We start from the raw sequence: 24,628 nt of genomic DNA, 5'->3' as shown, positions 1-24,628 counted from the left end.
GCTCGACGAGCTGAACGTGAGCAAGAACGAGGATTGGCTCAAGGCGAAGAAGCGCTACACGAAATGCGACTTGCTGATACTGGACGATTGGCTTTTGGAAAAGCTCGAGGGGAAGGCGGCGCGCGAGCTTTTAGAGATAGTCGAGGCGCGCTTGCGCAGCGGGTCCTTATTGATTTGCTCGCAGTTCTCGCCAGCAGGCTGGCATTCAAAGCTCGGGGAAGGAGCAATCGCAGATGCCGTCATCGACCGCATAGTCTATCGGTCGGACGTCATCCATATTGAAGGCGACGAGTCAATGCGCAAGCGCATCGGCTAAGAGCATAACCGGCCGTATTGGCCAAGAGGGGCGCTTGCGCGCCCCTCGCAATCAGAGCAACCCGCATTGCTACGTGGCAGTCTGCCATGGAACGCTGTAGCAGTGGAGCGTGGAACGGTGTAGCAAAAACGGCGCAATAAGCATTCAATTCTCCAGAAACAGCTTCTCGTAGGAAGAGACTACCAAGTTCCAAGAATAACGAACACGAATCATCTCTCTAGACAATTCTCTAAAGACATTCGCTTCTTGGTCATCAACCGATTCAACCCTCATGATCAGTCTTATGAGACTTCCCGCCTCTTTCGTCCAGTACAGCGCCGCGCCCTCGGCCACCTCGCGGTTGAAGCCGACGTCGAGCAGCAGGCTAAGCCGGGTGGAGGCGAGCGCCTCGAGCAGGCTCGGGTTCGTGCCGCCGACCTCGTGGCCGTGCAGGTAGGCGAAGGCGTTCTCACGGATCTTCTTGAGCAGCTCCTGGTCGTAGACCGTGCCGACGAACCTGATGCGGGGGTCGCTGCGGAAGCCCGTGCGCTTCTCGAGCTCGTCGAGGAACCCCTCGTCGACCCCCGTGACGAGAGCGAAGGCCCTGTCCGTACCGGACGCCATGAACTCGCGTATCATCGTCTCGTAGTTGTTCTCGGGGACGAAGCGGCCCACGGCGAGGTAGTAGCCGTTCGGCTCCAGGCCGTTCTCCTCGAGCCATCCCGCGAAGGCGGGGTCGTCGTCGTCGAGCTTGGAGGGGGCTGTGTCCGCGCCGTAGGCTATGTAGGTCGTCTCGGGCGAGAAACGGGCGTACTCCTCCCGGATATAGCGCTCGATGGTTCTGCTGTCGCAGACGAGCAGGTCGGCGCGCTTGACCATGCCCGCCTCGGAGAGCTTCCAGTACCGGCGCACCGGCGCGCTCCACTTCGCGCGCATCCACTCGTGGCCGTCGGGGTTGACGAGCAGGGAACCGCCTATCTCGCGGATCTTGCGTGCGAAGCGCCCGACGAAGGGGCCTATCCTGCAGGCGAGCACGTAGAAGACGGGATGCTCGAAGCCGTTGCGCTCGGCGTGGCTGATCGCACATCCGAGCGCGTCGAGGTCGTAGAAGACCGCGCGCGCAGCGCCCAGGGGGCGCCACTTGACGCAGAAGCAGTGGGCTCCGTTGTGCTCGTACTCGGGATCCTCCGGCATCTCGTCGACGGCACAGGCCACGTGGTATCTGATGCGGTCCGACGCCCGGTTCTCAGTGAGCTTCTCCACGAACGTCTCGAAACCGCCGTAGCGCGCTGGAATGCCTTTGCAACCGACGATGTAGACGTGCCGGATCCCGTCGCCCATCTAGCAGGCCCCTTTCCCGTTGAACATGGCCGCGACTGTCTTCGCTACCACCTTGATATCCACCAGAAACGACCTCTCCTCGATGTACTTGAGGTCCAGGTCGACCATCTCCTCGAACCCGGTGTCGCTGCGGCCCCGCACCTGCCAGTAGCCGGTGAGGCCGGGCTTGACCGACAGGCGGCGCATGGCGCGCTCGTCGTACTGGGCGACTTCGGAGGGTAGCGGCGGGCGCGGCCCGACGCAGGAGAGCTGGCCCGCGAGGCAGTTCAGGAACTGCGGCAGCTCGTCTATGGAGTGCTTGCGGATGAACTTGCCGATCCTCGTGACGCGCGGGTCGTCCTTGATCTTGAACAGGGGGCCGTCGGCCTCGTTGCGTTCCTGGAGCTCGGACAGGCGCTCGTCGGCGTCCTTGTGCATGCTCCTGAACTTGTACATGTCGAACGTTCGCGCCTCGCCGCTCCTCCCGATGCGCCCGACGCGCTTCTGGGAGTAGATGGGGCAGCCCGGGGACTCCAGGCGGATGGCGACGCACAGGATGATCGAGGGGACCAGCAGCACGGCTATCGCGCACAGCGAGAACGCGATGTCGAACGCCCTCTTCACGAAGCGGTACCCCAGCCGCCCCTCCGCCGGCGCGGGGACGGGCACGGGGCCCTCGGCCTCCGACACCAGCTCGGGCGCCAGGAACGCCACGTCGGAGGCGGCCATCGGCTCGGCATCCCCGACCTCCGCACTCGACTTTACATAACCGCGCTTATCGTCGAAACGGCATGCCCGCGGGGCGAGGTAGGGCTCTTGCGGGGTCATGGTGACCCCGCGGGTTCGTTTCGCGTCCCCGCCAGCAACGAAAAGGCGGGTCGCTCGAACGCCCTGGGGCACTTCGAACGACCCGCCTACTAGCCTTGCAACCAGGCAGCGCCGAAGGGCCCTACCGGGTTCGAGCCCTTACACGATGGGCGTGATGGAGACGATCTCCCATTTCTTTCCCTGCTTCGGCAAAGGTTGGTGCAGCATCATCGCCACCACATGCTCGGTGCCCTCTCTGTCCGAAAGCGTTTGCTTGCAGATGATCATGTGGTTCGTGCCTGCCACGATCTGCTTGCCGCAGTACAGAACCGGGCGGTATTTCGCGCCCTTGAGGTTCTTCGTGGCCTCGCTGAAGCCGCTGGCAACCTTTTCAGGCAGGCTTGACTTTTTCATTTTCGCGATTTCCCATGTTCCGAGCATCGTGCTCTCCTTTCGCTCCGTCGTTTCGAAACCCTCGGCCTCGACTTGTTCAGCAATCGTGTCGCGCGGAACCCCGTTGACACCTTTCTCGAAAGAAAGCGCCTACCCGCGCCAAATGTCGGCAACGGCATCATCGACTTCGTTGGCCGGATAGCCTACGGCCTTCATCTTGTCGATGATCACCTGGCGATGCGTGTACTCGCTTTCGCCCGGATACAGGGACGTAGAATACTGGGTAGCGCCCATGATGGTGTCGCGCGGAGGGAATCCGGCGAAGGCCAGAGCCTCCACCACATCTTCGAGCGGACCGTTGGGCGAGAGAGCGAAAAGATCCCTGCCCGTCTGCTCGCCGCTAACGCCGTTTTGCCTGTTGCGAACCGCTATTTCTTTGAAATCCGACATGGTGCCTCCTTTGAGACGATCGGTGCGTGCCGCCCGGCAACTTAATTATGAGTTGCCTAGTTCGCATTATAGAAAGTTTTTTATCGTTTTCCATTAATATCCGGGGCGTCGTCACGAACGACGCGTTTGACAAAACGAACGGGAAGGTCGATCGGCAAGCGGCGATATTTTGATTGCGAAAAGCGTTTGAAACGTCGGCAGAAAAAACGATCGGGTTTGCCATCGAGGGGTAAACCGCTTATGCTGGAAGCTGCGATTTCGAAACTCGCGATCCACGGGAAGACGGCATGGCGGATCTGCGTAAGGGGTTTGGAGAAACGGAGGCTATTGCCGAAAAGCTAGACAGTCTATAATGAAGTATATTCAATTTAAGATTTTATTCTATTCAATAGTAGCGTTGATTTATACAAAAAATTGCATAAATATGAAATAATATGCAAAGGAGATAATCCCGATGACCACTCCCTACCAAACGCTCGCCCTTCCCGTCGACAGCATCCAGTCGCACCCGGAGAACGACTTCACCATGGATGAAAGCGAGATGCAGGAGCTCGTCGCGTCCATCCGCTCCGAGGGTCTCGGGCAGCTGCCGCTCGTGCGCAAGCTGCCGGACGGCGCCTATCAGATGATCGCCGGGCACCGCCGACTCGAGGCGTACAGGCGCCTTGCCCGCGAGGACGCGGCCTTCCGAACCATCCCGGTCACGCTCGTCGACAACCTGGACGACGCCCGCGCCCGTGTGCTGCTCAATGTTACCAACCTCGTGACGCGCCGGCTTTCGCAGGAAGAGCGCGGCGCGCGCTACGCGGCCATCGGCAGGGAGGTGCCGGCTTTGCGCGAGGCAGACCCGTCGCTCAAGGGCGTGCGCACGAACGACATCATCGCACGCATCGTGACCGAGGAAACGGGGCAGTCGGTGTCGCCCGCCACGGTCAAGCGCGCTATCGCGGCCGAGAAGCGTCTGCGCGAAACGCGCGAGCAGGCGGAGCTCCTCACCGGCGACCTGAACGAGAACTGGCAGGTGGAGGCGCAAGCCGGGGTCGTCGACCCGCTCACGTTGCGCGCCATCTCGCAGCTTCCGAACCAGAAACAGCTGGATCTGTTCGTCGAGTACCAGCGCCAGGAGATGACCTTCGGCCAGCTGAAAGCCCACCTCAAAGCGTCGCGGCCCAAGACGACGGCCGATGCGTCCCGCGCGTTGCAGGCGGCTATCCGCAGCGTCGAGGAAGCTCGTCGAATGGATCGCGAGGGCGTGCCGCTCTCGCAGGGACTCATTCGCAAACTGAAGAGCCTGGTGGACCAGCTGTAGCTTCGGCGGGGCGCGGGGGAGGGGCGTAAAGCCGCGCATGGCCCTGCTGGCGTTCGGGGAAATCGGAGAGCTTGAACGCGGCGGTGTCGACGAGTTCGACGGGGTCGGCCTCGAGCGCCCGGCAAAGCTTGATCATGTCGGGAACGCTCGGAACCACGCGGCCTCGTTCGATGTTGCTGATCCGAGAATGCCCGGTGCCTATCATCAGCCCAAGCCGCTCCTGCGTCAAGCCCTGCGCCTTGCGCAACTGACGAAGGTTCTCGCCGAGGATGAAGGCGTATTGCTGCACAAGGGGGTCGTGATATGCCGGCGTGTTCTTTTCGGAGGATTTTCCCATGTCGCAAGCGTAACCGGTTGAATACGCACCCTTGTATCCACCAGAGTACATATGGACGATTTCTTGGAAAGATGACGCATCTTGCACGTTTCCGCCGACGTCGGTGCGTCTTCGGTATAATCAAACCTTGCTTTCAAAGCAGATCGATGAATCCCTGCAGCGAGGAGGCCCTATCGCTCGACGGTCGACACGAATGAGAAATGCGGCTCGCGCCCTCGTCACGTTGGGTTTCGTCGGCATCTGCGCGGCAATCTTCTACCTTACCGCGCAAGGCCCGACGGAAAGCGTAGCGCTGTCGAGCCGCTTCGACGCGTTCTTGAAATCCGTTGTCGCGCATACAGGGTCGGATGGTTTGCTTGCGCAGCTCGTCCAACAGATACCCGTGCGCAGGATAGGGCATACAGGCGAGTTCTTCGCGTTCGGCGCGCTCGCCTCTGTGCTGGTCATTGTCTGGTTTTCGCAAAGAATGAGCGTGGGAACCATGATGCTCGCCTCGTTGGGAGCGTGCATGGCGGGGTCGCTTTTCGACCAGACGCACAAGCTGTTCGTTCCGGTTCGGCACTTCGATTGGAAGGATCTCCCGTTCGACGCCTTCGGATACCTTGCGGCCGTCGTCGTGGTCTTCGCCGCTTACGGAATGGCGAAAGCGTTGGCGAGGCGGAGGGAAGGCTAGAAGCCGCCCGCAATGGCGAAGCGCATCGGGGCGTGCTAATATTATCCTATGACTATTCCGGCATCGAGGGGAGATGGCAGCGCGTGGAGCGAAAGCCGCTCGGCGAGGCGGCTGCGACGGTGGCGCGCGATGGTTCGCATGAGCCGCATGCGAACGGATCGAGAAGGAAGGGGCGGGCGTGCTGAGCGATCTGGTGGTGTGCTACCTGTTCCTTGGCGGCACCGGGGCGGGGCTCTGCCTCGTGCTCTCGGTGCTCGGCCTGCTCGTGCCCCGTTCGTGCTTGTCAACGCCCCCGGGCGTGCACCTACATCCGAGCGCCGCGTACCGCAAACTGCTCGGTTCGGGGCTCGTGGCCGCGTTCGTGCTGCTTGCGCTGGGCATCGTGTGTTTGGTGGCCGACCTCGGCAACGCCGAGCGCATGATTCTGCTGCTCGTGCACCCGACGGCATCGTACCTGGCCGTGGGCTCGTGGGCGCTCGCAGCCTGCCTGGCGCTCGCGGCGGCGCTCGGCCTCGCATGGCTCGGCGTCGGCGTCTGGAACGTCGCCCTCGTACGCGTCGTTCATGTGGTCGCCGGGCTTGCGTCCCTCGTGGTCATGGTGTACACCGGCCTTTTGCTGCAGAGCCTCGGCGCGGTGCCCTTGTGGGCCACGCCGTGGCTGCCGGCGCTGTTCGCGGCGTCGTCGCTGTCGTGCGGCATCGCGTGCGCGCTTGCGCTTGCTCAGATCACGGGCGCGGCATCGGCGTTCGGCGCCGTGCTCGGGCGCTTGGCGGCCGTCGATGCCGCGGTCATCGTGGTCGAGGCGGCCATCGTCGCGGTGTTCGTATACGCGGCTTCGCAGGCAGGCGCGCCGCTGTCGAACGGCACCGAGCTCGCCGCGGCGCAATCGGTGCGGGAGCTGGTGGCGGGCCGGAACGCGCAGTTGTTCTGGGGCTGCTTCGTCGTACTCGGCCTGGCGGTGCCGTTCGCGCTGGACATCGTGCTCGCGCTGCGGCGCCGCCCATTGCCGGGCGTCGTTCTGTTCGCCTCCGCATGCGTGCTGGTCGGCGGGTTTGTCATGCGGTTCTGCGTTGTTGCAGCTGGTGCCCACCCGGTGCTCAGCTCGATGGGAGTGATGTGACATGTTTCCGTTCGAAGTGGATTCGACCACCGATGTGCCGTTGTGGGTGCAGCTGCGTCAGCGGCTCATCTACCTGATCAACTCGGGGTACTTCAAGCCGGGCGACCAGCTGCCCACCGTGCGCGGCCTGGCCTCGGAGATTTCCATCAACTACAACACGGTGAACAAGGCGTACCTCAGCCTCGTTTCCGACGGCTACCTGGAATCGACGCGCGGGCGCGGCGTGTTCGTACGCGACCTCGACGCCGAGATGGACGAGGAGTACACGAAAGACGTCGACGGCATCATGAGCGACTGCGTGGCGGCCTGCCGCGACCTCGGATTGTCGTTGGACGACGTGCAGAAGTGCATGATCAAGAAGATCAAGCAGATCAAGAAGGACGAGGGCCTCGAACCCCCGCTCGAGCGGGTCGAGGGGACGGGGCGGATCGTGCCGGTCGACGTGGGAACGACGGCGCGCAAGGCGCGGACGGGAGCGTGATGCGGGTGAAGACCAGGCGAAACGAAGGGGATATGCCAGGCGGGCAGGGCGGCGTGCCGTCTGCCGCATCGTCGCGCCGCGGACTGCACGTTGTCCCCGAGGCGAGCACGGAGATCGTAGGCGAGCGCGCGTCGAGCACGGGCGTGCTGCTGTTCTCGGCGGTGGTGTTCCTGCTGGCGTTCGGCCTTGCGCTGGGCGCCTGGTGGGCAATCGCCGGCATCGGCGTCGCAGCCATCTCGACGGCGCTCGTCTGCGCGCTTCTGGCCACGGCGGCCGTGCACATCGCGCAGCAATGGGAGAAGGTGGTCGTACTGCGCTTCGGCACGTTCAACCGCGTGTCGGGCCCGGGTCTGTTCTGGACGTTCCCCGTCATCGAGCAGAACACCATGCGCGTGGACACCCGCGTGCGCGCCACCACCTTCGGCGCCGAGGAAACCCTCACCGCCGACCTCGTGCCGCTCGACGTGAACGCCGTGCTGTTCTGGCACGTGTGGGATGCGAAAGCGGCGTGCATCGAGGTGGGCGACTTCACGCGTGCCGTGGAGCTGGCGGCCCAGACGGCGCTGCGCGATGCCATCGGGCGCGCGAGCGTGGCCGAGGTGGCCATCCGCCGCGAGCAGCTGGATCGCGAGCTCAAGCGCGTGCTGGAGGAGAAGGTGGCGCCGTGGGGTATAACCGTGCTGTCGGTGGAGATACGCGACATCCTGCTGCCGAAGGAATTGCAGGACGTCATGTCGCTGGAGGCCCAGGCCGAGCAGCGCAAGAAGGCCCGCATCATCCTCATGGAAGCCGAGCAGGACATCTGCGAGATGATGGACGACATGGGCGACACCTATGCGAAGAACGACGCCGCGCTGCGCCTGCGTGCGATGCACCTCTTGTACGAGAGCGTGCGCGAAACGGGTGGCACGGTGGTGGTGCCCAGCAGCTTCAGCGAAGGCTTCGGCGACGTGCTGGGCGACGCGGCGAAGGATGTGCTGGGGAAGGGGTCGGGCTTGTGATGGCCCAAGGCGACGAGCGTTGAGCTTGGTCGTTCTGGTCGGCCGCTTGGGGCCTCGATCCTGATTGCGCTTCGAGTTTCGCCTCTTGCTCGCGCCGCGAATCGCGCTTCCCGCGCCCGCCCGCTGCACGCTCGATGCGCCGTTGGTGGCAAAAGGTCATCGAATTCGGAAGTTTCGCAGCGGGCGGCTGGTGGGGCGGGCATGCTCATACAGCATATTGCCTGTTTGCAGAGCGCTCTTATGCGATGTCGTGCGCGCTGTGCTTGCTCGGCCTACGCGACTTCTTCCGAATTTGATGCTTTTTTGCCGTTTTGGCTTCCGTCCGCTGCACGAAAGGGTGGCCGATGTCTGAGGCGGCGCTTGGGCGAGGGGTTTTCCGGGCGATGTCCATCGGACGGGTATTCGGGGCTTCTGTCTCGACGATTCCCCGGCATGCGTGGCGCATTCTTCGCCGCCCTTTCGGTTTCAAGCCGACAAAGTAAGAAGATGACCTGCGGAATCACGAAAAAGTATTCACAAAATAGTATAATGACAAGCAAAAATTATCCTATGACAATCATTGATTGTCATAGGATAATTTCGTATAGTGGGCGCAGTGGAATTTGGCCAATTCTCACGAGGAACGGGGGTATCCTCGTATGAGGTTTTGCCGGCTGGAGGTATGAAGACCACAGTCGACGGAACGGGGATATCCTGACGACATCTTTGAGGAGGAGACATGTCAGGAACAAGCAGCCCGAACAGCGGGCTCACGCGCAGGAGCTTTCTAAAGGCGACCGGCGCTGCTGCGGGGGCGCTCGGCCTCGCAGGCGCGGCCAACATGATCGCAACCGACACTTGGCTCGCACCAGCCCAAGCCCACGCCGAGGCGGGGGAGCGGGTCGGATATACGTTCCATTATCGTCACTGTCAATGTAACTGCCATCTCAAATGCACGGTTCGTGATGGGCGTCTGGTCTTGATCGAGCCGAATGATTGGCCTGACAAACGTAATGAGACAATTTGTCTGAAAGGCATCTCTGAGATTCAGCATACATACAGCGAAGAGCGACTTCAGGTTCCTCTCAAGCGCGTTGGCGAGCGCGGATCGGGAGAATTCGTCGAGATCACCTGGGATGAAGCTTTGGACGCTATCGCTGAGAAAGTGAAAGAAACCCAAGAGAAATACGGCGCACAAGCTATAGCCATTCAGACGGCCGTTGACTCGTTGACCACGTTTCTCCCCAAGCTGCTCAAAGGCCAAGAAAAACCGCATCGCGGAATTGACATAGGCATGGGCAACGGGTTTTCACCGGCGCTTGCCGAAGCTGGCCAGCAAGGAGCCTCTTCGAATGAGGTGAGCGATTGGAAGAATGCCAAGACCATCCTGAATGTCGGATGCAACATGCTCGAGACCTGCATGGTGACTGCGCGGTATTTCTTTGAGGCGAAAGAAGCCGGGGCGGAGATCATCACGATCGATCCAAACTTTTGCACGACTGCGGAGAAGAGTTCGCGATGGATCCCCATGATTGCAGGAACAGATCCGGCGCTTTACCTAGGGATGATTTCGCTGATCCTTGATAAAGGGTGGTACAACGCTCCGTATCTGAAAGCCTATACAAGCATGCCTTTTATGGTGAAGCGTTCGGATGGTTCCCTTCTGAGAAAAGACCCTGTCGACGATATTAAGCAAGCGGGATCCGAGAATCCTTTTTTGGTGTGGGATGAGAACGCTTCGGGTTTGAGTCCCTACGATGCCGACGGGATAAGCCCTGCCCTTGATTTTGAAACCACCATTGACGGTGAAGCGTATGCAACGGTGTTCAAACTGTTGAAAGAAACCCAAAAGCAATACTCGCTTTCCTGGGCTGCTGAAATGACGGGCATTGACGAAGACGTGCTTGTTGAAATCACCGATAAGTATGCAAACTGCGGTCCTTCGATTCTCTCGTTCGGCTTTGGCGGTGGAGAGAAGTTTTACAACGCGGATGTCGCTGGTCATGCGGCGGTATTGCTGGCTACGCTCGTCGGTTCGTTCGGAACTGACATCCCCGGTTGGGGGGCGGGAGCGTACGTAAACGCTTACCAGAAGATTTTTGGAGCGGGCAAGCTTGCTTCCTGGCCGTTGCCATCCGAGTGCAAAGTCGCTTCGGCGCCTAAAGCGAGCGTCGACTATCGCGACGAGGAAAGCGGTATCCGATTCATGTGGGTGCAGAACGGCGCGTTCCAGCAGATTGCGGGTAATCAGAACCGGACAAACGAATGGGCGAAGGGGCTTGATTTCGTCGTAGTTCAAGATATATGGCATACGCCATCGGTGGATTGGGCGGATATCGTTCTTCCGGTGTGCTCCCATTTCGAGGTTGACGAGGAGATTGGTTTTCTTCGAGCCTTACGCGGACATGTGCTCTTGCAGCAAAAAGTGCTCGATCCTCTGTTTGAGAGCAAAACGGACTTTTGGATCGATCGAGAGATGGCGAAGCGATTGGGATACGGGGATGCGCTTCCGAAGAGCCAGGAGGAGCTTGCGCGTTTTCAATTGGACAATGCGACCGACAAGGCCGTCGCCGGCATAACGCTCGACGAGGTAGTAGCAGGAAACGGCGTGGTCGCCTTGAAGAACCAACCGGAAATCGCGCGCAGTTACAGTAATCAGACCTACAAAACAACGTCGGGGAGGATCGATTTGTATTACGAGGACCTGGTCGAATATGGACAGGCCTTGCCCCAGTACGAAGCGCCGCATGAGGCATACGAAGGCAATCCGCTGCGGGATGCGTATCCTCTCGTTATGACGCAACGTCGATCGAAATACTTCATCCATCAGAACTTCATGGATGCTTCGTGGTTGCGCCAATACTGCGAGCCAACGTTGGAAATGAATCCCATCGACATGGAGGCGCGTGGATTGGAGTCGGGTGACGTGATCGAAGCGTTCAACGAGCGAGGATCGTTTCAATGCGCATGCGTCGCCACCGAAGCCGTACGTCCGGGAACGGCGGTTATCATCGAAGGCATCTGGGATAAGTATATGGTTTCTGGAAACCTGCAGAATGTGACCAACGATGCCGCAAATCCTCGCGGAAGAGCGCTCGCCAAAGGGAGGGTCACTCCTTTCAATGACACGCTTATCGAAGTGAAGAAAGCGTAGGTGATTTAGATGACTCGGTTGGCCATCGCCATCGATTTGAGCCGTTGCACGGGCTGCAACACATGCGCCATGGCGTGCAAGATGCAGAACAACGTACCTATGGGCATGACATGGAATCGCGTGCTCAACGAAAACTGTGAGTTTGAGGTGGGCGTGCAGGGAACGTATCCTAGTATCTCGCGTTCGCATCTGCCGATAGCTTGCCAGCATTGCGAGAATCCCGCGTGCCTGCGCGTGTGCCCGACGGGCGCCACGTACAAGGACGACAAGGGACGCGTCGAGATCGACTACGAGAAGTGCATCGGATGCCGCATGTGCATGGCGGCCTGTCCGTACAATGCACGCGTGTTCAACTGGAACGAGCCGGTGCGCGATCCTGACTTCAACTACGGCGACAAGGACGTGCCCGTGCGCGGCAAGGGCGTAGTGGAGAAGTGCACGCTCTGCAAGGAGCGCACCGACCGCGGCGACGAGCCGATGTGCGTGCGATGCTGCCTTTCCAAGGCTCGCACGTTCGGCGACCTCGACGATCCGGACAGCGAGATCTCGCGCGTCGTCCGCGAGCGCAAGGCCGGCGTCCTTCTCGAAGAGCAGGGAACCCGCCCGCAAGTCCGTTACTTCAACTAAGGAGGAGGTGCGAACCATGAAAACCTCGACAACGTTCAAAGCGACCGCGGGCGTGCTCGCAGCGCTGACCGTGGCCGGCGTCGCCGCCTGGATCTACCAGCTGGTCAACGGCCTGGGCGTCACCGGCATGAGCAACTCCACGTCGTGGGGCCTCTACATCACGTGCTTCATGTTCTTCGTGGGCCTGTCGGCCGGCGGCCTCATCGTGGCTTCGTCGGCCAGCGTGTTCCACGTGGCCGAGTACAAGAAGGTGGCGCTTCCCGCTGTCGTCCTGTCCACGGTGTGCATCTGCTGCGCCGGCATGTTCGTGCTCATCGACCTTGGCGGCATCGGGCGCGTGTGGCGCATCCTCACGGGACCGAACCCGATGTCTCCTCTGTTCTGGGATATCTGCGTCATCACGTTGTACCTGGTCATAAACGTCGTGTACCTGTACTTCATGAAGTCGAAAAAGCCGGGCGCGCAGGGCAAGGTGGCCGTCGTGTCGCGCTTCGCCCTGCCTGTCGCCATCCTCGTGCACTCGGTGACGGCGTGGATCTTCGGCCTGGAAATGGCGCGCGAAGGCTGGTACTCGGCAATCATGGCGCCGCTGTTCGTGGTATCAGCCATGGACTCCGGCCTGGCCCTGCTGCTGCTCTCGCTCATGGGTCTCAACAAGTCCGGCCGTTTCGCCACCGACAAGAAGCTGCTGTCGAACCTGGCCGGCCTGCTGGCCGTGTGCGTCGCCGTCGACGGGTTCCTCGTGGGCTGCGAGGCGCTGACTATGGCGTACCCGGGCGCCGCCGGCGCCGAGACGCTCGCCATCATGGCGACGGGCGCAACTGCCCCGTTCTTCTGGTTCGAGATCGTCGTGGGCATCCTCATCCCGTTCTGCATCCTCGTGTTCGCGAAGAACCGCGTGCGGATGGGCTTGGTGGCCGTGGCCAGCGTGTGCGTGGTGGCCGGCGTGTTCTTCAAGCGCGTGTGGCTGCTGCTCACCTCCTTCGTCGGGTTCAACGTGGCGGGCGCGCCGGGCGTCTCGCTTGGCACCGCGGCGGCCCAGCAGGGCGGCTCGAGCATGTGGGCGCTCACGGGGACGTACGCTCCCACCTGGGTGGAGATCGTCGTGGTCATCGGCGTGGTGTCCCTCGGCGCACTTGCGTTCCTCGTTCTCGCGCAGAAGCTGCTGCCGGGACGCGCGGCGCCGCGCGATGCCGAGGCCGCTGCCGTCGAGCGCCCGGCGGGCGAGGCGGCTTAGCCGTCCCAACCGCGTCTCCCGTCCGGTGATCCTTGGCGGCGCTTTCCCTCCCGCGGCGCAGGGATCCCGGCTCGGGTGCGGTATGCTATGCATCATCTTGGTTCACGTTGCGCGTCCTGCGCTGAAAGGAGCTTTTCGCCATGGCCAAGGAGATTCCCTGGAAGACCCTGTCCGAAGCCTATGCGTTCATCGGCAACTCGCTGCTCAAGCCGATGACGATGACGTCGACGGTGGGGTTGGATCCGGCGTTTTGGGAAGCGTTTCCCTCGTTCGACGACGAGGCCGTGGCGGAGGCCGTCGCGGCATGCGCGCGCTATGCCGAAGGAGCCGTCCAGCGCGCGGAAGCAGGCGAAGACGAGCCTCAGCGCGCGGCCGTCGAATACACGAAGCTGTTCGTGGGCCCGCCGTCGCCCGCGGCTGCTCCATGGGAGACGATGTACCGCGGCGAAAACGTGACGGTGGGGTTCGGTCAGGCCACGTTCGAGATGCGCGAGTTGCTGCGTGAAGCGGGGCTTGAAGTGCGGAACGTCAACAACCAGTACGAAGACCACCTGGGCATCGAGCTCTTGTACCTCTCGTCGCTGTGCGCCCGCGCAGACGTGGACGCCGCCGATGCCCCCGTGCTCGAATCCGTGGCGGACTTCATCGAGAAGCATCCGCTCAGCTGGGTCGACGCGTTCCGCGCGAGCATCGCCGAGGCGGCACCCGACGGCTACTTCGTCTCGCTTGCGGGGTTGGCTCGAGCTCTGCTCGCCTGGCATGCCGAAGCGCTGCGCGTGTAGGAGGCTCGCATGGATTACCTTGCAACGATCGATTCGCCCGTGGGTTCGGTCACCGTCGCCAGCGACGGTGAGGCGATCGTCGGGTTGTGGCTTGAGGGGCAGAAGCACTTCGAAGCGACGCTCGAAGCTGCCGAGGATCGTCCCGAGCTGCCGGTACTCGTCGAGGCGCGCGCATGGCTCGAACGCTACTTCGCAGGCGACGACCCCGGCGCGCTTCCGCCCGTGAACCCGCGCGGCACCGCGTTCCAGCAGCGTGTGTGGGCGCTGCTCGCCGAGATCCCGTACGGCCAGCTGACCACGTACGGCTGGATCGCGCGTCGCATCGAAGAGCAGACGGGAGCTCGTACGTCGGCGCGCGCCGTGGGCAGCGCCGTCGGCCGCAACCCCATCTCCATCATCCTGCCGTGCCATCGCGTGGTGGGGTCGACCGGCAGTCTCACCGGCTACGCCGGCGGCCTGGACAAGAAGATCGCCCTGTTGGGAATCGAGGGCATCGATGTAGATGCCCTCAGTATGCCGAAGAAAGGCGTGGCGCTGTAGCCGTCCGCCGCCTGCGCTCAGGATGACGGGCGAAGCGTCTTAGAAAAGCAGCGCTCCGTCGATGGTCATCGACGTCACGTTGCCGTCGGCATCGCAAACGAGCAGCACGTTCGTCACGGTCGCATTGCCTTCGCCGTCGAGGATCGAAACGTCGTTGGCGTACTGATAGCCGCCCTCCGTCGGCGTGACGCTCGCCGTGGTGGGGTCGAAGCTCTGGTACGTGTAGTACGTGTTGTCGGCGATGAGCCCCGGCAGTGCCGCTTCCACGGCGGCGACGGCCTTGGCCTGCGGATCCTCGGCGGGCTCGGGCGTTGCGGGCTCTGCCGGGGGCTCGGGCTGCGGCTCCGGCTCTGCGGTTACCGGGGTTTGATCGAGCAGCCAGGTAGCTTCGGTGGCGCCGTCGTTCCAGAACAAACGCTGCGAGGAGTAGCGGTCGTCGAACGTGAGCGTGCCGGAGGCCGTCTCTCCCGCGGGCACCGAGATGGTGTTGTTTGCGAACGTCGAGCTGACGGGAGGCATGCCGAACGAAAGAAGGCATTCGGTGGAAAGCTCTTGCGCGCTCGAATGCGCCTTGACCTCGATCTGAACATTGAGCTGGTCGTTTGCGCGATCGATCGACTTCACGGCCACTTCGTAGTCGCGCCACACGGCCGATTCGCCAACCGAAAGCGACTTGAGTTTGGACGCGTCGGTAACGGTGTAGCCGCTGTTCGACGCGCTGGCGTTCGGGTTCGGCAGGTTCGGTTCTTCGGCCTTCGAGCCGCATCCGGTCAGCGCGAGCGCAAGAACCGCGCAGGCGGCGGTCGCAATGATCTTCTTGTTCAAAGTGGATCCCTCCATACGGTGCGCGGGCGCGCGAACGCGACCCGATAGCGTTTGGGTAGTATCATACCAGTTCGGTCAACATGTGTGAGCATCCTGTTGCGACATGCGTCGAACATTCGCCCTAGCGCAAAACCTGCAGGTGTGGTTTCATAAGCGCAGATTCCGAAAGGGGCGTATGGACACCACATTTCTGCAGCAAGCGTTCTCCGATTCGCAGGTGCTCACGGTGCCGTGGAGCATCGATTATTTCTCCGTCGTCGTTGGCGTGTTGACGGGCGCTCTGTTCGCGTGCGACCGCAAGCTCGACATCATCGGCACGGTGGTGCTGGGCTTGGTCACCGGGTACGGTGGCGGCATCATCCGCGACATGCTGCTGCAGACCCACGGGGTGTACTTCACCTCGCACCCCGATCTCATCCTCATCTGCATCGCCATCTGCGCGTTCGTGTTCTACTTCCGCGGGCTGTTCCGCCATCTCGATGCCACGGTGTTCTTCGCCGACGCGCTGTCGGTGGGATTGTTCGCGCTGGCCGGCGCCAGCAAGGCGTTCTCGCTCGAGCAGGGTTTCGTGTTGTCGGTCATCCTCGGCGCCATCACGGCGGTGGGCGGCGGCGCGGTGCGCGACATCTGCGTGGGGGAGACGCCCGGCATTTTCCAGCAGTCGAACTTCTACGCGGTGGCAGGCCTCGGCGGATCGTTCGCGTTCGTGGCCCTGGCCTATGCGGGAAGCCCGTTGCCGCTTGCGGGTGTGGCCTGCGTGTTCGTCGTCGTGTTCCTGCGCTATTGGAGCGTGTACTTCGACTGGAAGACCAGCAACGAGGCCGACCTCACCCCCCATGTGGCGCGCGGCGTGGGCAAGGTGCGGCGCGTCGTGTCCGGTGTGTTCCTGCACGGCGGCGATGCCACCGTGGCGCAGAAGGAGCGTCGCCGCCGCGGCCGCTGGCGCCGCAACCACGAGAAACGCGACTGAGGCAACGTGTTCGAAGCCGTGTGGCGCTCGCGCTCCCTCCTTCACGTGGCGATACGCTGAAGATGCGCGCGGGGGCTTCCCCGGGCGCGTTCCTATCTGCCATACTGTCCGAATCAACAATGTGCCGTGCGATGCCATGCCAGGATCGACGCGGGAGAAGATACGAAGGATCGTGGAACATGGCTGATTTCATCGAGGGCAAGCGCCCCGTCATCGAGGCGCTGCGCACGGGCGTGCCCATTAAGAGCATTCTCATGGCCGACAACGTGCAGCGCGATGGCCTCATCGAGGACATCCTGCGCAAGGCGAAGCGCGCCGGCGCCACCGTGGAGATGGTGCCGCGCAAGGTGCTGGACGGCAAGTCCGACCGCGGCAGCCACCAGGGCGTCATGGCGAAGGCCGCGTCGTTTCCGTACGTGGGCATCGGCGACGTGATCGACGCGGCGGGCAAGTCGGCCGAGCAGCACGACGGCCGCGCGCTCGTGATCATCCTCGACCACATCACCGACGCGGGCAACCTGGGCGCCGTGTCGCGCAGCGCCGAAGCGGTGGGCGCATGCGGCATCGTGATCCCCAACAAGCGCAGCGCGCACGTGGAGGCTTCCACGTACAAGAGCTCGGCCGGCGCCATCGCGCACGTGCCCGTGGCGCAGGTGTCGAATCTCGTGCAGACCATGAGCCGCCTCAAGGAGGAGGGCTTCTGGATCGCCGGCGCCACCGAGCACGCCTCCGACCTCATCTGGAAGGCCAACCTCAAGGGCAAGATCGCGCTCGTGATGGGCAACGAGCAGGAGGGTATCTCGCGCCTGGTGATGGAGCACTGCGACTTCCTGGTGAAGCTGCCCATCGAGGGCGAAGTGGCGTCCCTCAACGTGGCGCAAGCCGCCACCGCCTGCATGTACGAGTGGCTGCGCCAGAACCAGTAGGACAACGGCGGACGCGCAGGTTGACGTAGGTGGATCATGGCCAAGCAACGTAAGAAACTCCTGATCGTTGATGGGTACAACGTGCTGCGTTCCGGCAGCCGCTACCGCAACGCGCCCGACGAGGACTACACCGACGACACGTTCAACGCCGCGCGCGAGATGCTCATCAACGACGTGGTGAACTACGCCGGAGGCGACTACAAGGCCGTCATCGTGTTCGATGGCGCGAAGAACGCGTTCTCGAACGGCGAGGCGGAAACCGTCGGCGGCGTGCGCATCGTGTTCTCGCCGGCGGGCCAGTCGGCCGACAAGGTCATCGAGAAGCTGGCTCACGACGCGCGCGAGCGCCAGGTGGAAACCCTCGTGGTTACCAGCGACGCCACCATCCAAGACACCACGTTCGGCTTCGGCGTGGATCGCATGAGCGCCGACGGCTTCTCGCGCGAGGTGGGGATGTACTACGAGGAGGCGCGCCTCGACGAAACCCCGAAGGTGGCTCAGAAGAACACGGTGGCCTCCCGCATCGACCCCGTCACCCTCGCCAAGCTCAAAGCTCTCCGCGACGGAGCGGGCCGGTAACCGGACGGCATACTCGAAGGTGACGGTTTCGTGAATCTCCGACACTTGGTCAACCGTGTGTCGGGTTACGGGCAGTTCTGGCATCCCTTGTTGGTTGTTTCGCTACACGGTGTTGGTTATCATGCATGATGTAGGGTAACCAAGCGCGCGTATACGCGCAGGCGAAGCGGACAGGCGGGCGGGTATGGATCGCATCATCGACGGCATCATCGCGCGACGCAAAGCCGTCGTGGCGGCGTTTTTGACCGTCGCCGTCGTGTGCGCCGCGATGATCCCGTTCGTGGGAGTCAACTACGACATGGTGGACTACCTGCCCGACGAAGCGCAATCCACCACGGCCGTCTCCATCATGAACGACGAGTTCGCCCAGGCCGTCCCCAACGCCAATGTGCTCGTCCACGACGTGGGCATTGCCCAGGCGCTTGCGCTCAAGCATAAGATCGCCGAAGTGGAAGGCGTCGAGGGCGTCATGTGGCTCGACGACGTCGTCGACGTCACCGTGCCCCTCGAGATGGCCGACGCCTCCACCGTCGAGACGTACTATCGCGATGGCGCTGCGCTGTTCCAGGTCACCGTGGCCGAAGGCTCCGAAAGCACGGCCGTCCCCGCGCTGCGCGCCCTCGTGGACGAGGCGGGCCCGGGCAACGCCGTGTCAGGCGAGGCCGCCGATACCGCGCAGACCACGGCCAGCACGTCGAAGGAGGCCGGCGGCGCGGCGCTCATCCTCGTGCCCGTCATCATCCTGTTGCTCGTGCTGTCCACCACGTCGTGGATCGAGCCTCTGCTGTTCATCGCCGCCATCGGCGTTTCCATTCTCATCAACATGGGTACGAACATCGTGCTGGGGCAGGTTTCGTTCATCACGTTCTCGGTGAGCCCCATCCTGCAATTGGCGGTGTCGCTGGACTACGCCATCTTCCTGCTGCACGCGTTCGCGGCCGAGCGCCAGCGCACGCCGAACGTGGAGCGTGCCATGGCCTTGGCTATGCGCAGGTCGCTGTCCACCATCGCCGCCAGCGCCGTCACCACGCTGTTCGGTTTCGCCGCTCTTGCGTTCATGCAGTTCCAAATCGGCGCCGATCTTGGCATCAACCTGGTGAAGGGTATCGTGTTCAGCTTCTTCACCGTCATGGTGTTCCTGCCGGCGGTCACGCTTTCGCTGTACAAGCTCATCGACAAGACGCGGCATCGGCCGCTCATGCCCTCGTTCAAGAACGTGGGCAAGGTACTGTCGAAGGTGCGCGTCCCGACTCTCGTCCTCGTGCTGGCGCTCGTTGTTCCCGCGTTTTTGGGTCAGAGCCACACCGTGTTCACCTATCAGAACAGCGAGCCCGACCCGAACCTGCGTGCCGGCGCCGACACGCTTATGATCCAAGACGAGTTCGGCCAACAGAACGCCGTGGTGGTGCTGGTGCCGCGCGGTGACGTGGCCGCCGAGGCTGCGCTTTCGCGCGACCTGGCCGAGGTCGATCATGTAACGGGCGTCATCTCGTACGCGTCCACCGTGGGCGCCGCCATTCCGCAGGGCTTCCTCGACCAAAACGTGATCGACCAGTTCTATTCGCCGAACTACGCGCGCATCATCGCCTACACCAGCACCGATGTGGAAAGCGACGAGGCGTTCTCCACGGTGGAAGCCGTACAGCAGGCGGCTGCGCGCCACTACGACACGTACTACACCGCCGGCCAGTCCGCGAATCTCTACGACATGAAGAACATCGTGGCGGTGGACAACGTGGTGGTCAGCGCCGTAGCCATCATCGCCATCCTCATCGTGTTGCTGGTGACGTTCCGCTCGCTCACGCTGCCGCTCGTGCTGCTGCTCACCATCGAGTCGGGCATCTGGATCAACCTGTCTATCCCGTACTTCATGGGCGAGTCGGTGAACTTCATCGGCTACCTCGTCATCAACACGGTGCAGCTGGGCGCCACCATCGACTACGGCATTCTGCTGACCACGCATTACCTGCGTCACCGTCGACGCGTCCCGGCGCGCAAGGCCGCGCACCTTGCGCTGGGCGAAACGTTCCCGTCGCTGCTCGTGTCGGCTGGCATCCTGGCCACCGCTGGTTTCGCGCTGGGTTTCTCGTCCAGCATGTCGGCGGTGTCCAGCTTGGGCTTCCTGCTCGCCCGTGGAGCGCTGCTGTCGCTGACGCTGGTCACGTGCTTCCTGCCGGCGCTGCTCGTGCTGCTTGATCGCGTTATCCGGCGCACCACCTGGCATGCGAACTTCGCGCCTGTCGCGGCTGCCGAGCCTGCGGTGCCCGCAACGGCCGGGGCTTCCGACGTCGCATCGTCCGCGGTGCCCGAGGGCGCCGAACCCGCTCCGCTCCCCGCGTCCAAAGGAGACGAATCATGAAAAAGCATCCTTGTCTGCGCACCTGCGTCGTCGCGCTGCTCACCGTGACGCTGTCCGTCGCCTGCGTGCCGAGCGCGCTCGCGCTGGCCGAGGGCGATGCGGCGAGCTCTTCCTCTGCATCTGCCGCTTCCGCCTCGTCCGCGGCGACGTACGAGAAGTCCGAAGTGGTGTACGCGACTTTGGCGGCGAGCGGCGCGCCGAAAGCGGTGTACGTGGTCAACCGCTTCGATGTGGAGGCGCCGGGCACCGTCGTCGACCACGGCGACTACACGACCGTGCAGAACCTCACGAACGAGACCGAGCTGACGCGCCTCGGCGACGCCACCACGTTCGAAGCCGAAACGGGCACGCTGTACTACCAGGGAGACGCTGCAAACGCCGCATTGCCGTGGAACGTGTCGCTGTCCTACGAACTGGACGGCAAGAAGATGGAGGCCGACCAGCTGGCCGGCGCTTCGGGCAACTTGGCCGTCCACGTGACCACCGCGCGCAACGAGGCCGTCGACCCCGCGTTCTACGATAGCTTCATGCTGCAGATCACGTTCACGCTGCCGGGCGACGTCGCCTCCGACGTGGAGGGCGAGGGAGCCACCATCGCGCAATCCGGCGAAGACGCTACAGCTGCCTTCACCGTCCTGCCCGGTCAGGATGCCGATTTCACGCTCACGGCCAAGGTGCGGAACTTCAAGATGCCGGGCGCGCAGATCGCCGCGCTGCCGTACTCGTCGGTCGTCGAGATGCCCGACACCTCAAGCATGGTCAGCGGCATGACGAACCTATCGGACGCGGTCGGCGCGCTGGCGGAGGGCACGTCGTCGCTCGCCTCGGGCGTAGACGAGCTGACCGGCGGCGCACAGGATCTGTCGTCGGGCGCTGCGGCGTTCGGTCAGGGGTTGAACAGGCTCAACGGCTCGTCCGGCCAGTTGGTGAGCGCGTCGAGCCAGATCAACGCTGCGCTGTCGGCTGTCGCGAGCGGTTTGCAGGGTGCTGATTTGTCGCAGCTCGACCAGCTGAGGCAGCTGCCGGGCGGGCTGAACGCGCTCGCGGACGGGCTTGCGGAGCTGCGTCAACAGGTCGTTCGCGTCCAGCAGGGCTACGCGCAGGCGCTCCCGGCGCTCGAGGGCGCCATCGAAGGCATTCCCGCCGGCACGTTGACAGAAGAGCAGATCGGAAGCTTGATGGCCCTTGCAAGCACGTCGCAGAACCCCGACGACCTCGTCACGGTGAATCAGCTCCTCGCGAACTACCAGGCTGCCCAAACCGTCAAGGGCACGTACGCCGCGACGAAGGACGCCTTCTCCGGCGCCGACCAGCTGTTGGGCGCGTTGGCGGCCGATGCGCAAAGCGGCGGTGCCCTCGCCCAGCAAGAAGCCGCTCTCCGCTCCATGGCGTCCGCGCTCGAAACGGCCGTGGGCGGCGGCCAGCTCGACCAGCTCTCCCAGCTCGTCGACGGCATCGCGCAGCTGTCTGGCGAGTACGGTCGGTTCCACGAAGGTCTCGCACAGTACGCGTCGGGCCTGTCGGCGCTTGCCGAGAACTACGGTCAGCTCGAGTCCGGCGCGAACCAGCTTGCCGGCGGCGCGGGCCAGCTGGCCGGCGGGGCGGGCGAGCTCAGCAGCGGCATGAACCAGCTCAACGCGTCCACCATCACGCTGCCCGAAACCATGAAGCGGCAGATCGCCGACATGACTGCCGAGTTCGACTTCCCGAAGTTCGACCCGGTGTCGTTCGTGTCGCCGCAGAACGCCAACGTGGAAGCCGTGCAGTTCGTCATGACCACGGCCGCCATCGAGCAGCCTGAAGCGCCCGAGCCGGAAGAGCCCGAGCAAGAGCAAACCATCTGGGACCGCTTCCTCGCCCTGTTCCAGGGGTAGCGCGAACGGGGGTGTCGGCGCCCCCGTTCGTCACCTCTCGCGTATCCCGATCGCCTCGAACAACTCGGCGCGCAGCTCGAGGTGCGCGCGCGTGTAGCCCGGGTCGACGTAGCGCAGGCGTTTTCCCAGGCGCTTCGCCAGCTGATGCGCCAGCCGGTTGAACGCCCCGCTGTCCATGACCTGCCCCTTCGACACGGTGACCACGGTGAAGCCGAGCGTGATAAGGGTGCTGCGCCGTCGCGCATCGCTTTCCCGCCGTTCGGGGTCGACATGGTGCAGCTCGCTGTCGTACTCCGCGGCCAGCTTCGATTCGGGCCAGCACAGGTCGCATACGCAGTGCTTCCGGTCGGCCATGGCGCGGAAGCTGGGCGGCACGTCGACGCGGTAGTTAAGTCGCGGTTCGGGTAATCCGTACCCGCCCAGGCCGTACGGCAGGCACAGCAGCATGGCCAGCGCAGACTCCATCGGCGAGGCCGATCGGTCCAACACGTAGTGCAAAGCCCGCAGCGCCTTCTTCCTCCCGCGAGCGTTCGAGGCGCCTTCGACGAACGTCCGCAGCTTGGCGACCGTCGTCAGCGGCGCGTCGCGACGCGGTGCCGGCCCCTTGTCTACCAGGACGTACGTTCCGCACAACTCGTATCCCAGCATTATGAGCCGTGCGAGCGACAGCCGGTTCGCCATCTGCAAGAAGCAGAACTCCGGCGTGCTCATCAAAAAGCCCTCGCCCGCGTCGACGAACGACCTCTCGGGGAGGACGGAGCAAAAGCTGCTGAGCACGGCAGGCGTTCTCGTCCGGACGTCGACGCTGCCCACCAGCGTGCACAGGGGCAGGGTGCATCCGGCAGGACGCCGATTTCCCTCGGAAAGGGTCGGTCGCTCGCTTGAAGCGAGCGCACGTCGCGCACGTCTTGTTGCCGCTTGCCGCGCATCGTAGCCGCGCAAGTAATTCGGCCCCACCGTTCTCCAGTGGTCGAGCGCCGATTCGTATCCGATAAGTATATCCATCAGGTCATCGTAACATAATCTGGCAGAGAATCACGGTTTGGGCGCAACTGCATCGCGATTCCTGCGTCTGTGTTGGCTGCCGAAAAACCTGACCTGGTGCTTCTTTGGATATCTGGGCTTTTGGTTGGAGGGGAGACATTGATTTTGCGCCTAAACCGTGATTCTCTGCCAGAATGCGAAACCGCGGCCGAAAATCCGTGTGCAATCCGGTCTCGCGAACGATGACGCTCCGGTTGGCGAGGGTGCTTCGGGCGAAACTCGGAAACGAGGCGGGCGCGTCGGCGAAACGACTCGCAACTTCGCAGCGGGCGCGCGGCGCCGTTGCCCGATGCTCGCTCGCTTCAGGCGCGCTCCTCCACGCCGTGCTGGATCATGCTCATCAGCAGCTCGGACATCTCGGCGGGGGATTGCGGCGTGCCCTTCTTCAGCCAGTGCGACAGCATGCCCAGAGCGCCCGATACGGCGAACAGGTACATGTACTCCAGATCGTCGGCGTCCACCGCCGCATCCTGGTCGGACATTTGCAGGTCCACCAGATGCGCCAGCTCCATGATCTGCCGCTGGAAGCCGCCCTCGCTTTCGTCCAGCAGCATGAGGAACACGTCGGCGTTCTCCTTGGCGTATTCCAGGATCTTCTCCACGTTGCGCGTGCGCGGCTCGCCGTCGGCCAGGAGGCGCGCCTTGAGATCTTCGAGCGCCTCGGCTTCGATGTACGCCAGCAGGTCGTATTGGTTGCGGAAATGGGCGTAGAACGTACTGCGGTTCACGTCGGCGGCGGCGCACAGCGCCTTCACGGATATTTTCGAGATGTGGTTCTCGCGCATGAGGTCGATGAGGGCGCTCGTGAGGGCGCGCTTCGTGTACTGCACGCGTCGATCGGTCTTTCCGGTTTCCATGGACGCCTCCTTCGGCTCGATCGTTCCAGTATAGGACATGCGGGACGCATCGGCGCCGGCCGGTAGCCGTTGCTTGTCGAAGCGCGCGGGGAGGGCCGGCGCGTTGCGCAGACGGCGATGCGCGAGGTCCGAACGCGCAGCCGTTTTGGAACGCCGGTATCGGGGGATTCGTCCGCCGCTTCGCCGCAGCCAAGCGCATCGAAGGACGACCGCATAAAAGTCGGCATGACCGATGTCATGAAATCCCACTTCGCAGGCGTATGCAACCGCCGGTTGCGTAAAAAGATAACCAGACATGCTGGTGCAACGTGCCGGGCAACCGTAGGCTGGTAATCGAGAAGGAGCGGACGCCATGTCCCCAACGTCGAAGAAGGGATCGTTCATGAACGTCGAGATTGCCCAGCGCTTAGCAGCCATGCGACGCGAGCAAGGATACAGCCAGGAGGAGCTGGCCGAACGGCTCGGCCTGTCGCGGCAGGCGGTGTCGAAGTGGGAGCGCGCCGAGTCGTCGCCCGATACGGGAAACCTCATCGCGCTCGCGAAGCTGTACGGTGTGTCCCTCGACGACCTGCTGCGCATCGACGACGACGTGGTGGACGACGTGGCGTTCGAGGAAAAGGACAAGGACGCCACCGCCGAGGCGCAGGCGCAGGAGGCCGCCGTGCGCGCCAACGAGGCCGCCGTCCGCG

25 protein-coding genes are annotated in these 24,628 nt (G+C 63.1%); 17 read left to right on the top strand and 8 right to left on the bottom strand.

What is annotated here, in order from left to right; genetic code table 11:
* The coding region (locus HMPREF1023_RS05120; RefSeq protein ID WP_035578406.1) for an ATP-binding protein at positions 1 to 316 on the top strand (316 nt) is incomplete at its 5' end.
* Positions 317 to 460: 144 nt separating this feature from the next.
* Here HMPREF1023_RS05120 and cps2T read toward each other — a convergent pair.
* The 4 genes from cps2T to HMPREF1023_RS05100 form a co-directional block, all read right to left on the bottom strand.
* Positions 461 to 1,636, bottom strand: a complete 1,176-nt coding sequence (gene cps2T, locus HMPREF1023_RS05115) for a beta 1-4 rhamnosyltransferase Cps2T (RefSeq protein ID WP_009305115.1) — start codon at positions 1,634 to 1,636, stop codon at positions 461 to 463.
* Positions 1,637 to 2,443: a sugar transferase gene (locus HMPREF1023_RS05110; RefSeq protein ID WP_226844124.1), complete on the bottom strand. Its 807-nt coding sequence runs from the start codon at positions 2,441 to 2,443 to the stop codon at positions 1,637 to 1,639.
* A 138-nt stretch (positions 2,444 to 2,581) separates the two neighbouring features.
* Positions 2,582 to 2,863, bottom strand: coding sequence for a hypothetical protein (locus HMPREF1023_RS05105; RefSeq protein ID WP_009305113.1), 282 nt, complete (start codon positions 2,861 to 2,863; stop codon positions 2,582 to 2,584).
* A 102-nt stretch (positions 2,864 to 2,965) separates the two neighbouring features.
* Complete coding sequence (locus tag HMPREF1023_RS05100) at positions 2,966 to 3,265, bottom strand: hypothetical protein (RefSeq protein WP_009305112.1); 300 nt, start codon at positions 3,263 to 3,265, stop codon at positions 2,966 to 2,968.
* A 454-nt stretch (positions 3,266 to 3,719) separates the two neighbouring features.
* Between HMPREF1023_RS05100 and HMPREF1023_RS05095 the strand changes: the two genes are divergently transcribed.
* Positions 3,720 to 4,574 (top strand): ParB/RepB/Spo0J family partition protein, encoded by an 855-nt coding sequence (locus HMPREF1023_RS05095; RefSeq protein WP_009305111.1) that lies wholly within the window; start codon positions 3,720 to 3,722, stop codon positions 4,572 to 4,574.
* Here HMPREF1023_RS05095 and HMPREF1023_RS15165 read toward each other — a convergent pair.
* Positions 4,537 to 4,962, bottom strand: a complete 426-nt coding sequence (locus HMPREF1023_RS15165) for a helix-turn-helix domain-containing protein (RefSeq protein ID WP_015761156.1) — start codon at positions 4,960 to 4,962, stop codon at positions 4,537 to 4,539. The two genes, HMPREF1023_RS05095 and HMPREF1023_RS15165, sit on opposite strands and share 38 nt — an antisense overlap.
* Before the next feature lie 142 nt (positions 4,963 to 5,104).
* On the opposite strand from HMPREF1023_RS15165, the gene HMPREF1023_RS05085 reads away from it, so the two are divergent.
* The 9 genes from HMPREF1023_RS05085 (at position 5,105) to HMPREF1023_RS05045 (ending at position 14,505) form a co-directional block, all read left to right on the top strand.
* Complete coding sequence (locus tag HMPREF1023_RS05085; RefSeq protein WP_009305109.1) at positions 5,105 to 5,584, top strand: VanZ family protein; 480 nt, start codon at positions 5,105 to 5,107, stop codon at positions 5,582 to 5,584.
* A 178-nt stretch (positions 5,585 to 5,762) separates the two neighbouring features.
* Complete coding sequence (gene nrfD, locus HMPREF1023_RS05080; protein ID WP_009305108.1) at positions 5,763 to 6,704, top strand: NrfD/PsrC family molybdoenzyme membrane anchor subunit; 942 nt, start codon at positions 5,763 to 5,765, stop codon at positions 6,702 to 6,704.
* 1 nt (position 6,705) lies between these two features.
* Positions 6,706 to 7,185 (top strand): GntR family transcriptional regulator, encoded by a 480-nt coding sequence (locus HMPREF1023_RS05075; protein WP_009305107.1) that lies wholly within the window; start codon positions 6,706 to 6,708, stop codon positions 7,183 to 7,185.
* On the top strand, positions 7,185 to 8,186 hold the full coding sequence (locus HMPREF1023_RS05070) for a slipin family protein (RefSeq protein WP_009305106.1): 1,002 nt from the start codon (positions 7,185 to 7,187) through the stop codon (positions 8,184 to 8,186). The genes HMPREF1023_RS05075 and HMPREF1023_RS05070 overlap by 1 nt, the downstream gene beginning before the upstream one ends.
* A 718-nt stretch (positions 8,187 to 8,904) precedes the next feature.
* On the top strand, positions 8,905 to 11,319 hold the full coding sequence (locus tag HMPREF1023_RS05065) for a molybdopterin-dependent oxidoreductase (protein WP_009305105.1): 2,415 nt from the start codon (positions 8,905 to 8,907) through the stop codon (positions 11,317 to 11,319).
* 9 nt (positions 11,320 to 11,328) lie between these two features.
* A complete protein-coding gene (locus tag HMPREF1023_RS05060) occupies positions 11,329 to 11,946 on the top strand; it encodes a 4Fe-4S dicluster domain-containing protein (RefSeq protein ID WP_009305104.1) in 618 nt (205 codons plus the stop codon).
* Between the two features lie 16 nt (positions 11,947 to 11,962).
* Positions 11,963 to 13,183: an NrfD/PsrC family molybdoenzyme membrane anchor subunit gene (gene nrfD / locus HMPREF1023_RS05055; RefSeq protein ID WP_009305103.1), complete on the top strand. Its 1,221-nt coding sequence runs from the start codon at positions 11,963 to 11,965 to the stop codon at positions 13,181 to 13,183.
* 140 nt (positions 13,184 to 13,323) lie between these two features.
* Positions 13,324 to 13,965 (top strand): molecular chaperone, encoded by a 642-nt coding sequence (locus HMPREF1023_RS05050; protein WP_009305102.1) that lies wholly within the window; start codon positions 13,324 to 13,326, stop codon positions 13,963 to 13,965.
* A gap of 9 nt (positions 13,966 to 13,974) precedes the next feature.
* Positions 13,975 to 14,505: a methylated-DNA--[protein]-cysteine S-methyltransferase gene (locus HMPREF1023_RS05045; RefSeq protein WP_009305101.1), complete on the top strand. Its 531-nt coding sequence runs from the start codon at positions 13,975 to 13,977 to the stop codon at positions 14,503 to 14,505.
* 39 nt (positions 14,506 to 14,544) lie between these two features.
* On the opposite strand, the gene HMPREF1023_RS05040 is transcribed toward HMPREF1023_RS05045, so the two are convergent.
* On the bottom strand, positions 14,545 to 15,330 hold the full coding sequence (locus HMPREF1023_RS05040) for a hypothetical protein (protein WP_009305100.1): 786 nt from the start codon (positions 15,328 to 15,330) through the stop codon (positions 14,545 to 14,547).
* A 175-nt stretch (positions 15,331 to 15,505) separates the two neighbouring features.
* On the opposite strand from HMPREF1023_RS05040, the gene HMPREF1023_RS05035 reads away from it, so the two are divergent.
* From HMPREF1023_RS05035 to HMPREF1023_RS05015, 5 genes are all read left to right on the top strand, one after another.
* The gene (locus HMPREF1023_RS05035; RefSeq protein WP_009305099.1) at positions 15,506 to 16,300 is read left to right on the top strand and encodes a trimeric intracellular cation channel family protein; all 795 of its coding nucleotides are present in this window, start codon (positions 15,506 to 15,508) and stop codon (positions 16,298 to 16,300) included.
* Positions 16,301 to 16,479: 179 nt separating this feature from the next.
* On the top strand, positions 16,480 to 17,226 hold the full coding sequence (gene rlmB, locus HMPREF1023_RS05030; RefSeq protein ID WP_009305098.1) for a 23S rRNA (guanosine(2251)-2'-O)-methyltransferase RlmB: 747 nt from the start codon (positions 16,480 to 16,482) through the stop codon (positions 17,224 to 17,226).
* 36 nt (positions 17,227 to 17,262) lie between these two features.
* A complete protein-coding gene (locus tag HMPREF1023_RS05025) occupies positions 17,263 to 17,805 on the top strand; it encodes an NYN domain-containing protein (protein ID WP_009305097.1) in 543 nt (180 codons plus the stop codon).
* A 184-nt stretch (positions 17,806 to 17,989) separates the two neighbouring features.
* Positions 17,990 to 20,164, top strand: coding sequence for an RND family transporter (locus tag HMPREF1023_RS05020; protein ID WP_009305096.1), 2,175 nt, complete (start codon positions 17,990 to 17,992; stop codon positions 20,162 to 20,164).
* The gene (locus HMPREF1023_RS05015; RefSeq protein ID WP_009305095.1) at positions 20,161 to 22,038 is read left to right on the top strand and encodes a hypothetical protein; all 1,878 of its coding nucleotides are present in this window, start codon (positions 20,161 to 20,163) and stop codon (positions 22,036 to 22,038) included. Before HMPREF1023_RS05020 ends, HMPREF1023_RS05015 begins: the two co-directional genes overlap by 4 nt.
* A gap of 30 nt (positions 22,039 to 22,068) precedes the next feature.
* On the opposite strand, the gene HMPREF1023_RS05010 is transcribed toward HMPREF1023_RS05015, so the two are convergent.
* Together HMPREF1023_RS05010 and HMPREF1023_RS05005 are read right to left on the bottom strand one after the other, a co-directional pair.
* On the bottom strand, positions 22,069 to 22,815 hold the full coding sequence (locus tag HMPREF1023_RS05010) for a hypothetical protein (RefSeq protein ID WP_009305094.1): 747 nt from the start codon (positions 22,813 to 22,815) through the stop codon (positions 22,069 to 22,071).
* 569 nt (positions 22,816 to 23,384) lie between these two features.
* The gene (locus tag HMPREF1023_RS05005) at positions 23,385 to 23,939 is read right to left on the bottom strand and encodes a TetR/AcrR family transcriptional regulator (protein ID WP_015761141.1); all 555 of its coding nucleotides are present in this window, start codon (positions 23,937 to 23,939) and stop codon (positions 23,385 to 23,387) included.
* Positions 23,940 to 24,321: 382 nt separating this feature from the next.
* On the opposite strand from HMPREF1023_RS05005, the gene HMPREF1023_RS05000 reads away from it, so the two are divergent.
* On the top strand, positions 24,322 to 24,628 hold a 307-nt coding region (locus tag HMPREF1023_RS05000), incomplete at its 3' end, for a helix-turn-helix transcriptional regulator (protein WP_035578558.1).

Source organism: Eggerthella sp. 1_3_56FAA (genome assembly GCF_000185625.1).
In the GTDB taxonomy this organism is placed as follows: domain Bacteria; phylum Actinomycetota; class Coriobacteriia; order Coriobacteriales; family Eggerthellaceae; genus Eggerthella; species Eggerthella lenta.
The sequence above is the reverse complement of the archived record's forward strand: the minus strand, read 5'-3'. Positions and strand labels throughout refer to the sequence as shown.

What these genes read in the sequence shown, in the direction of transcription:
- rlmB (WP_009305098.1), top strand. Translation starts at nt 16,480, where the DNA reads ATGGCTGATTTCATCGAGGGCAAGCGCCCCGTCATCGAGGCGCTGCGC.
- HMPREF1023_RS05110 (WP_226844124.1), bottom strand. Translation starts at nt 2,443, where the DNA reads ATGACCCCGCAAGAGCCCTACCTCGCCCCGCGGGCATGCCGTTTCGAC.
- HMPREF1023_RS05045 (WP_009305101.1), top strand. Translation starts at nt 13,975, where the DNA reads ATGGATTACCTTGCAACGATCGATTCGCCCGTGGGTTCGGTCACCGTC.
- HMPREF1023_RS05085 (WP_009305109.1), top strand. Translation starts at nt 5,105, where the DNA reads ATGAGAAATGCGGCTCGCGCCCTCGTCACGTTGGGTTTCGTCGGCATC.
- HMPREF1023_RS05100 (WP_009305112.1), bottom strand. Translation starts at nt 3,265, where the DNA reads ATGTCGGATTTCAAAGAAATAGCGGTTCGCAACAGGCAAAACGGCGTT.
- HMPREF1023_RS05070 (WP_009305106.1), top strand. Translation starts at nt 7,185, where the DNA reads ATGCGGGTGAAGACCAGGCGAAACGAAGGGGATATGCCAGGCGGGCAG.
- HMPREF1023_RS05035 (WP_009305099.1), top strand. Translation starts at nt 15,506, where the DNA reads ATGGACACCACATTTCTGCAGCAAGCGTTCTCCGATTCGCAGGTGCTC.
- HMPREF1023_RS05060 (WP_009305104.1), top strand. Translation starts at nt 11,329, where the DNA reads ATGACTCGGTTGGCCATCGCCATCGATTTGAGCCGTTGCACGGGCTGC.
- HMPREF1023_RS05005 (WP_015761141.1), bottom strand. Translation starts at nt 23,939, where the DNA reads ATGGAAACCGGAAAGACCGATCGACGCGTGCAGTACACGAAGCGCGCC.
- nrfD (WP_009305103.1), top strand. Translation starts at nt 11,963, where the DNA reads ATGAAAACCTCGACAACGTTCAAAGCGACCGCGGGCGTGCTCGCAGCG.
- HMPREF1023_RS15165 (WP_015761156.1), bottom strand. Translation starts at nt 4,962, where the DNA reads ATGTACTCTGGTGGATACAAGGGTGCGTATTCAACCGGTTACGCTTGC.
- HMPREF1023_RS05075 (WP_009305107.1), top strand. Translation starts at nt 6,706, where the DNA reads ATGTTTCCGTTCGAAGTGGATTCGACCACCGATGTGCCGTTGTGGGTG.
- cps2T (WP_009305115.1), bottom strand. Translation starts at nt 1,636, where the DNA reads ATGGGCGACGGGATCCGGCACGTCTACATCGTCGGTTGCAAAGGCATT.
- HMPREF1023_RS05050 (WP_009305102.1), top strand. Translation starts at nt 13,324, where the DNA reads ATGGCCAAGGAGATTCCCTGGAAGACCCTGTCCGAAGCCTATGCGTTC.
- HMPREF1023_RS05095 (WP_009305111.1), top strand. Translation starts at nt 3,720, where the DNA reads ATGACCACTCCCTACCAAACGCTCGCCCTTCCCGTCGACAGCATCCAG.
- HMPREF1023_RS05105 (WP_009305113.1), bottom strand. Translation starts at nt 2,863, where the DNA reads ATGCTCGGAACATGGGAAATCGCGAAAATGAAAAAGTCAAGCCTGCCT.
- HMPREF1023_RS05065 (WP_009305105.1), top strand. Translation starts at nt 8,905, where the DNA reads ATGTCAGGAACAAGCAGCCCGAACAGCGGGCTCACGCGCAGGAGCTTT.
- HMPREF1023_RS05020 (WP_009305096.1), top strand. Translation starts at nt 17,990, where the DNA reads ATGGATCGCATCATCGACGGCATCATCGCGCGACGCAAAGCCGTCGTG.
- HMPREF1023_RS05015 (WP_009305095.1), top strand. Translation starts at nt 20,161, where the DNA reads ATGAAAAAGCATCCTTGTCTGCGCACCTGCGTCGTCGCGCTGCTCACC.
- HMPREF1023_RS05025 (WP_009305097.1), top strand. Translation starts at nt 17,263, where the DNA reads ATGGCCAAGCAACGTAAGAAACTCCTGATCGTTGATGGGTACAACGTG.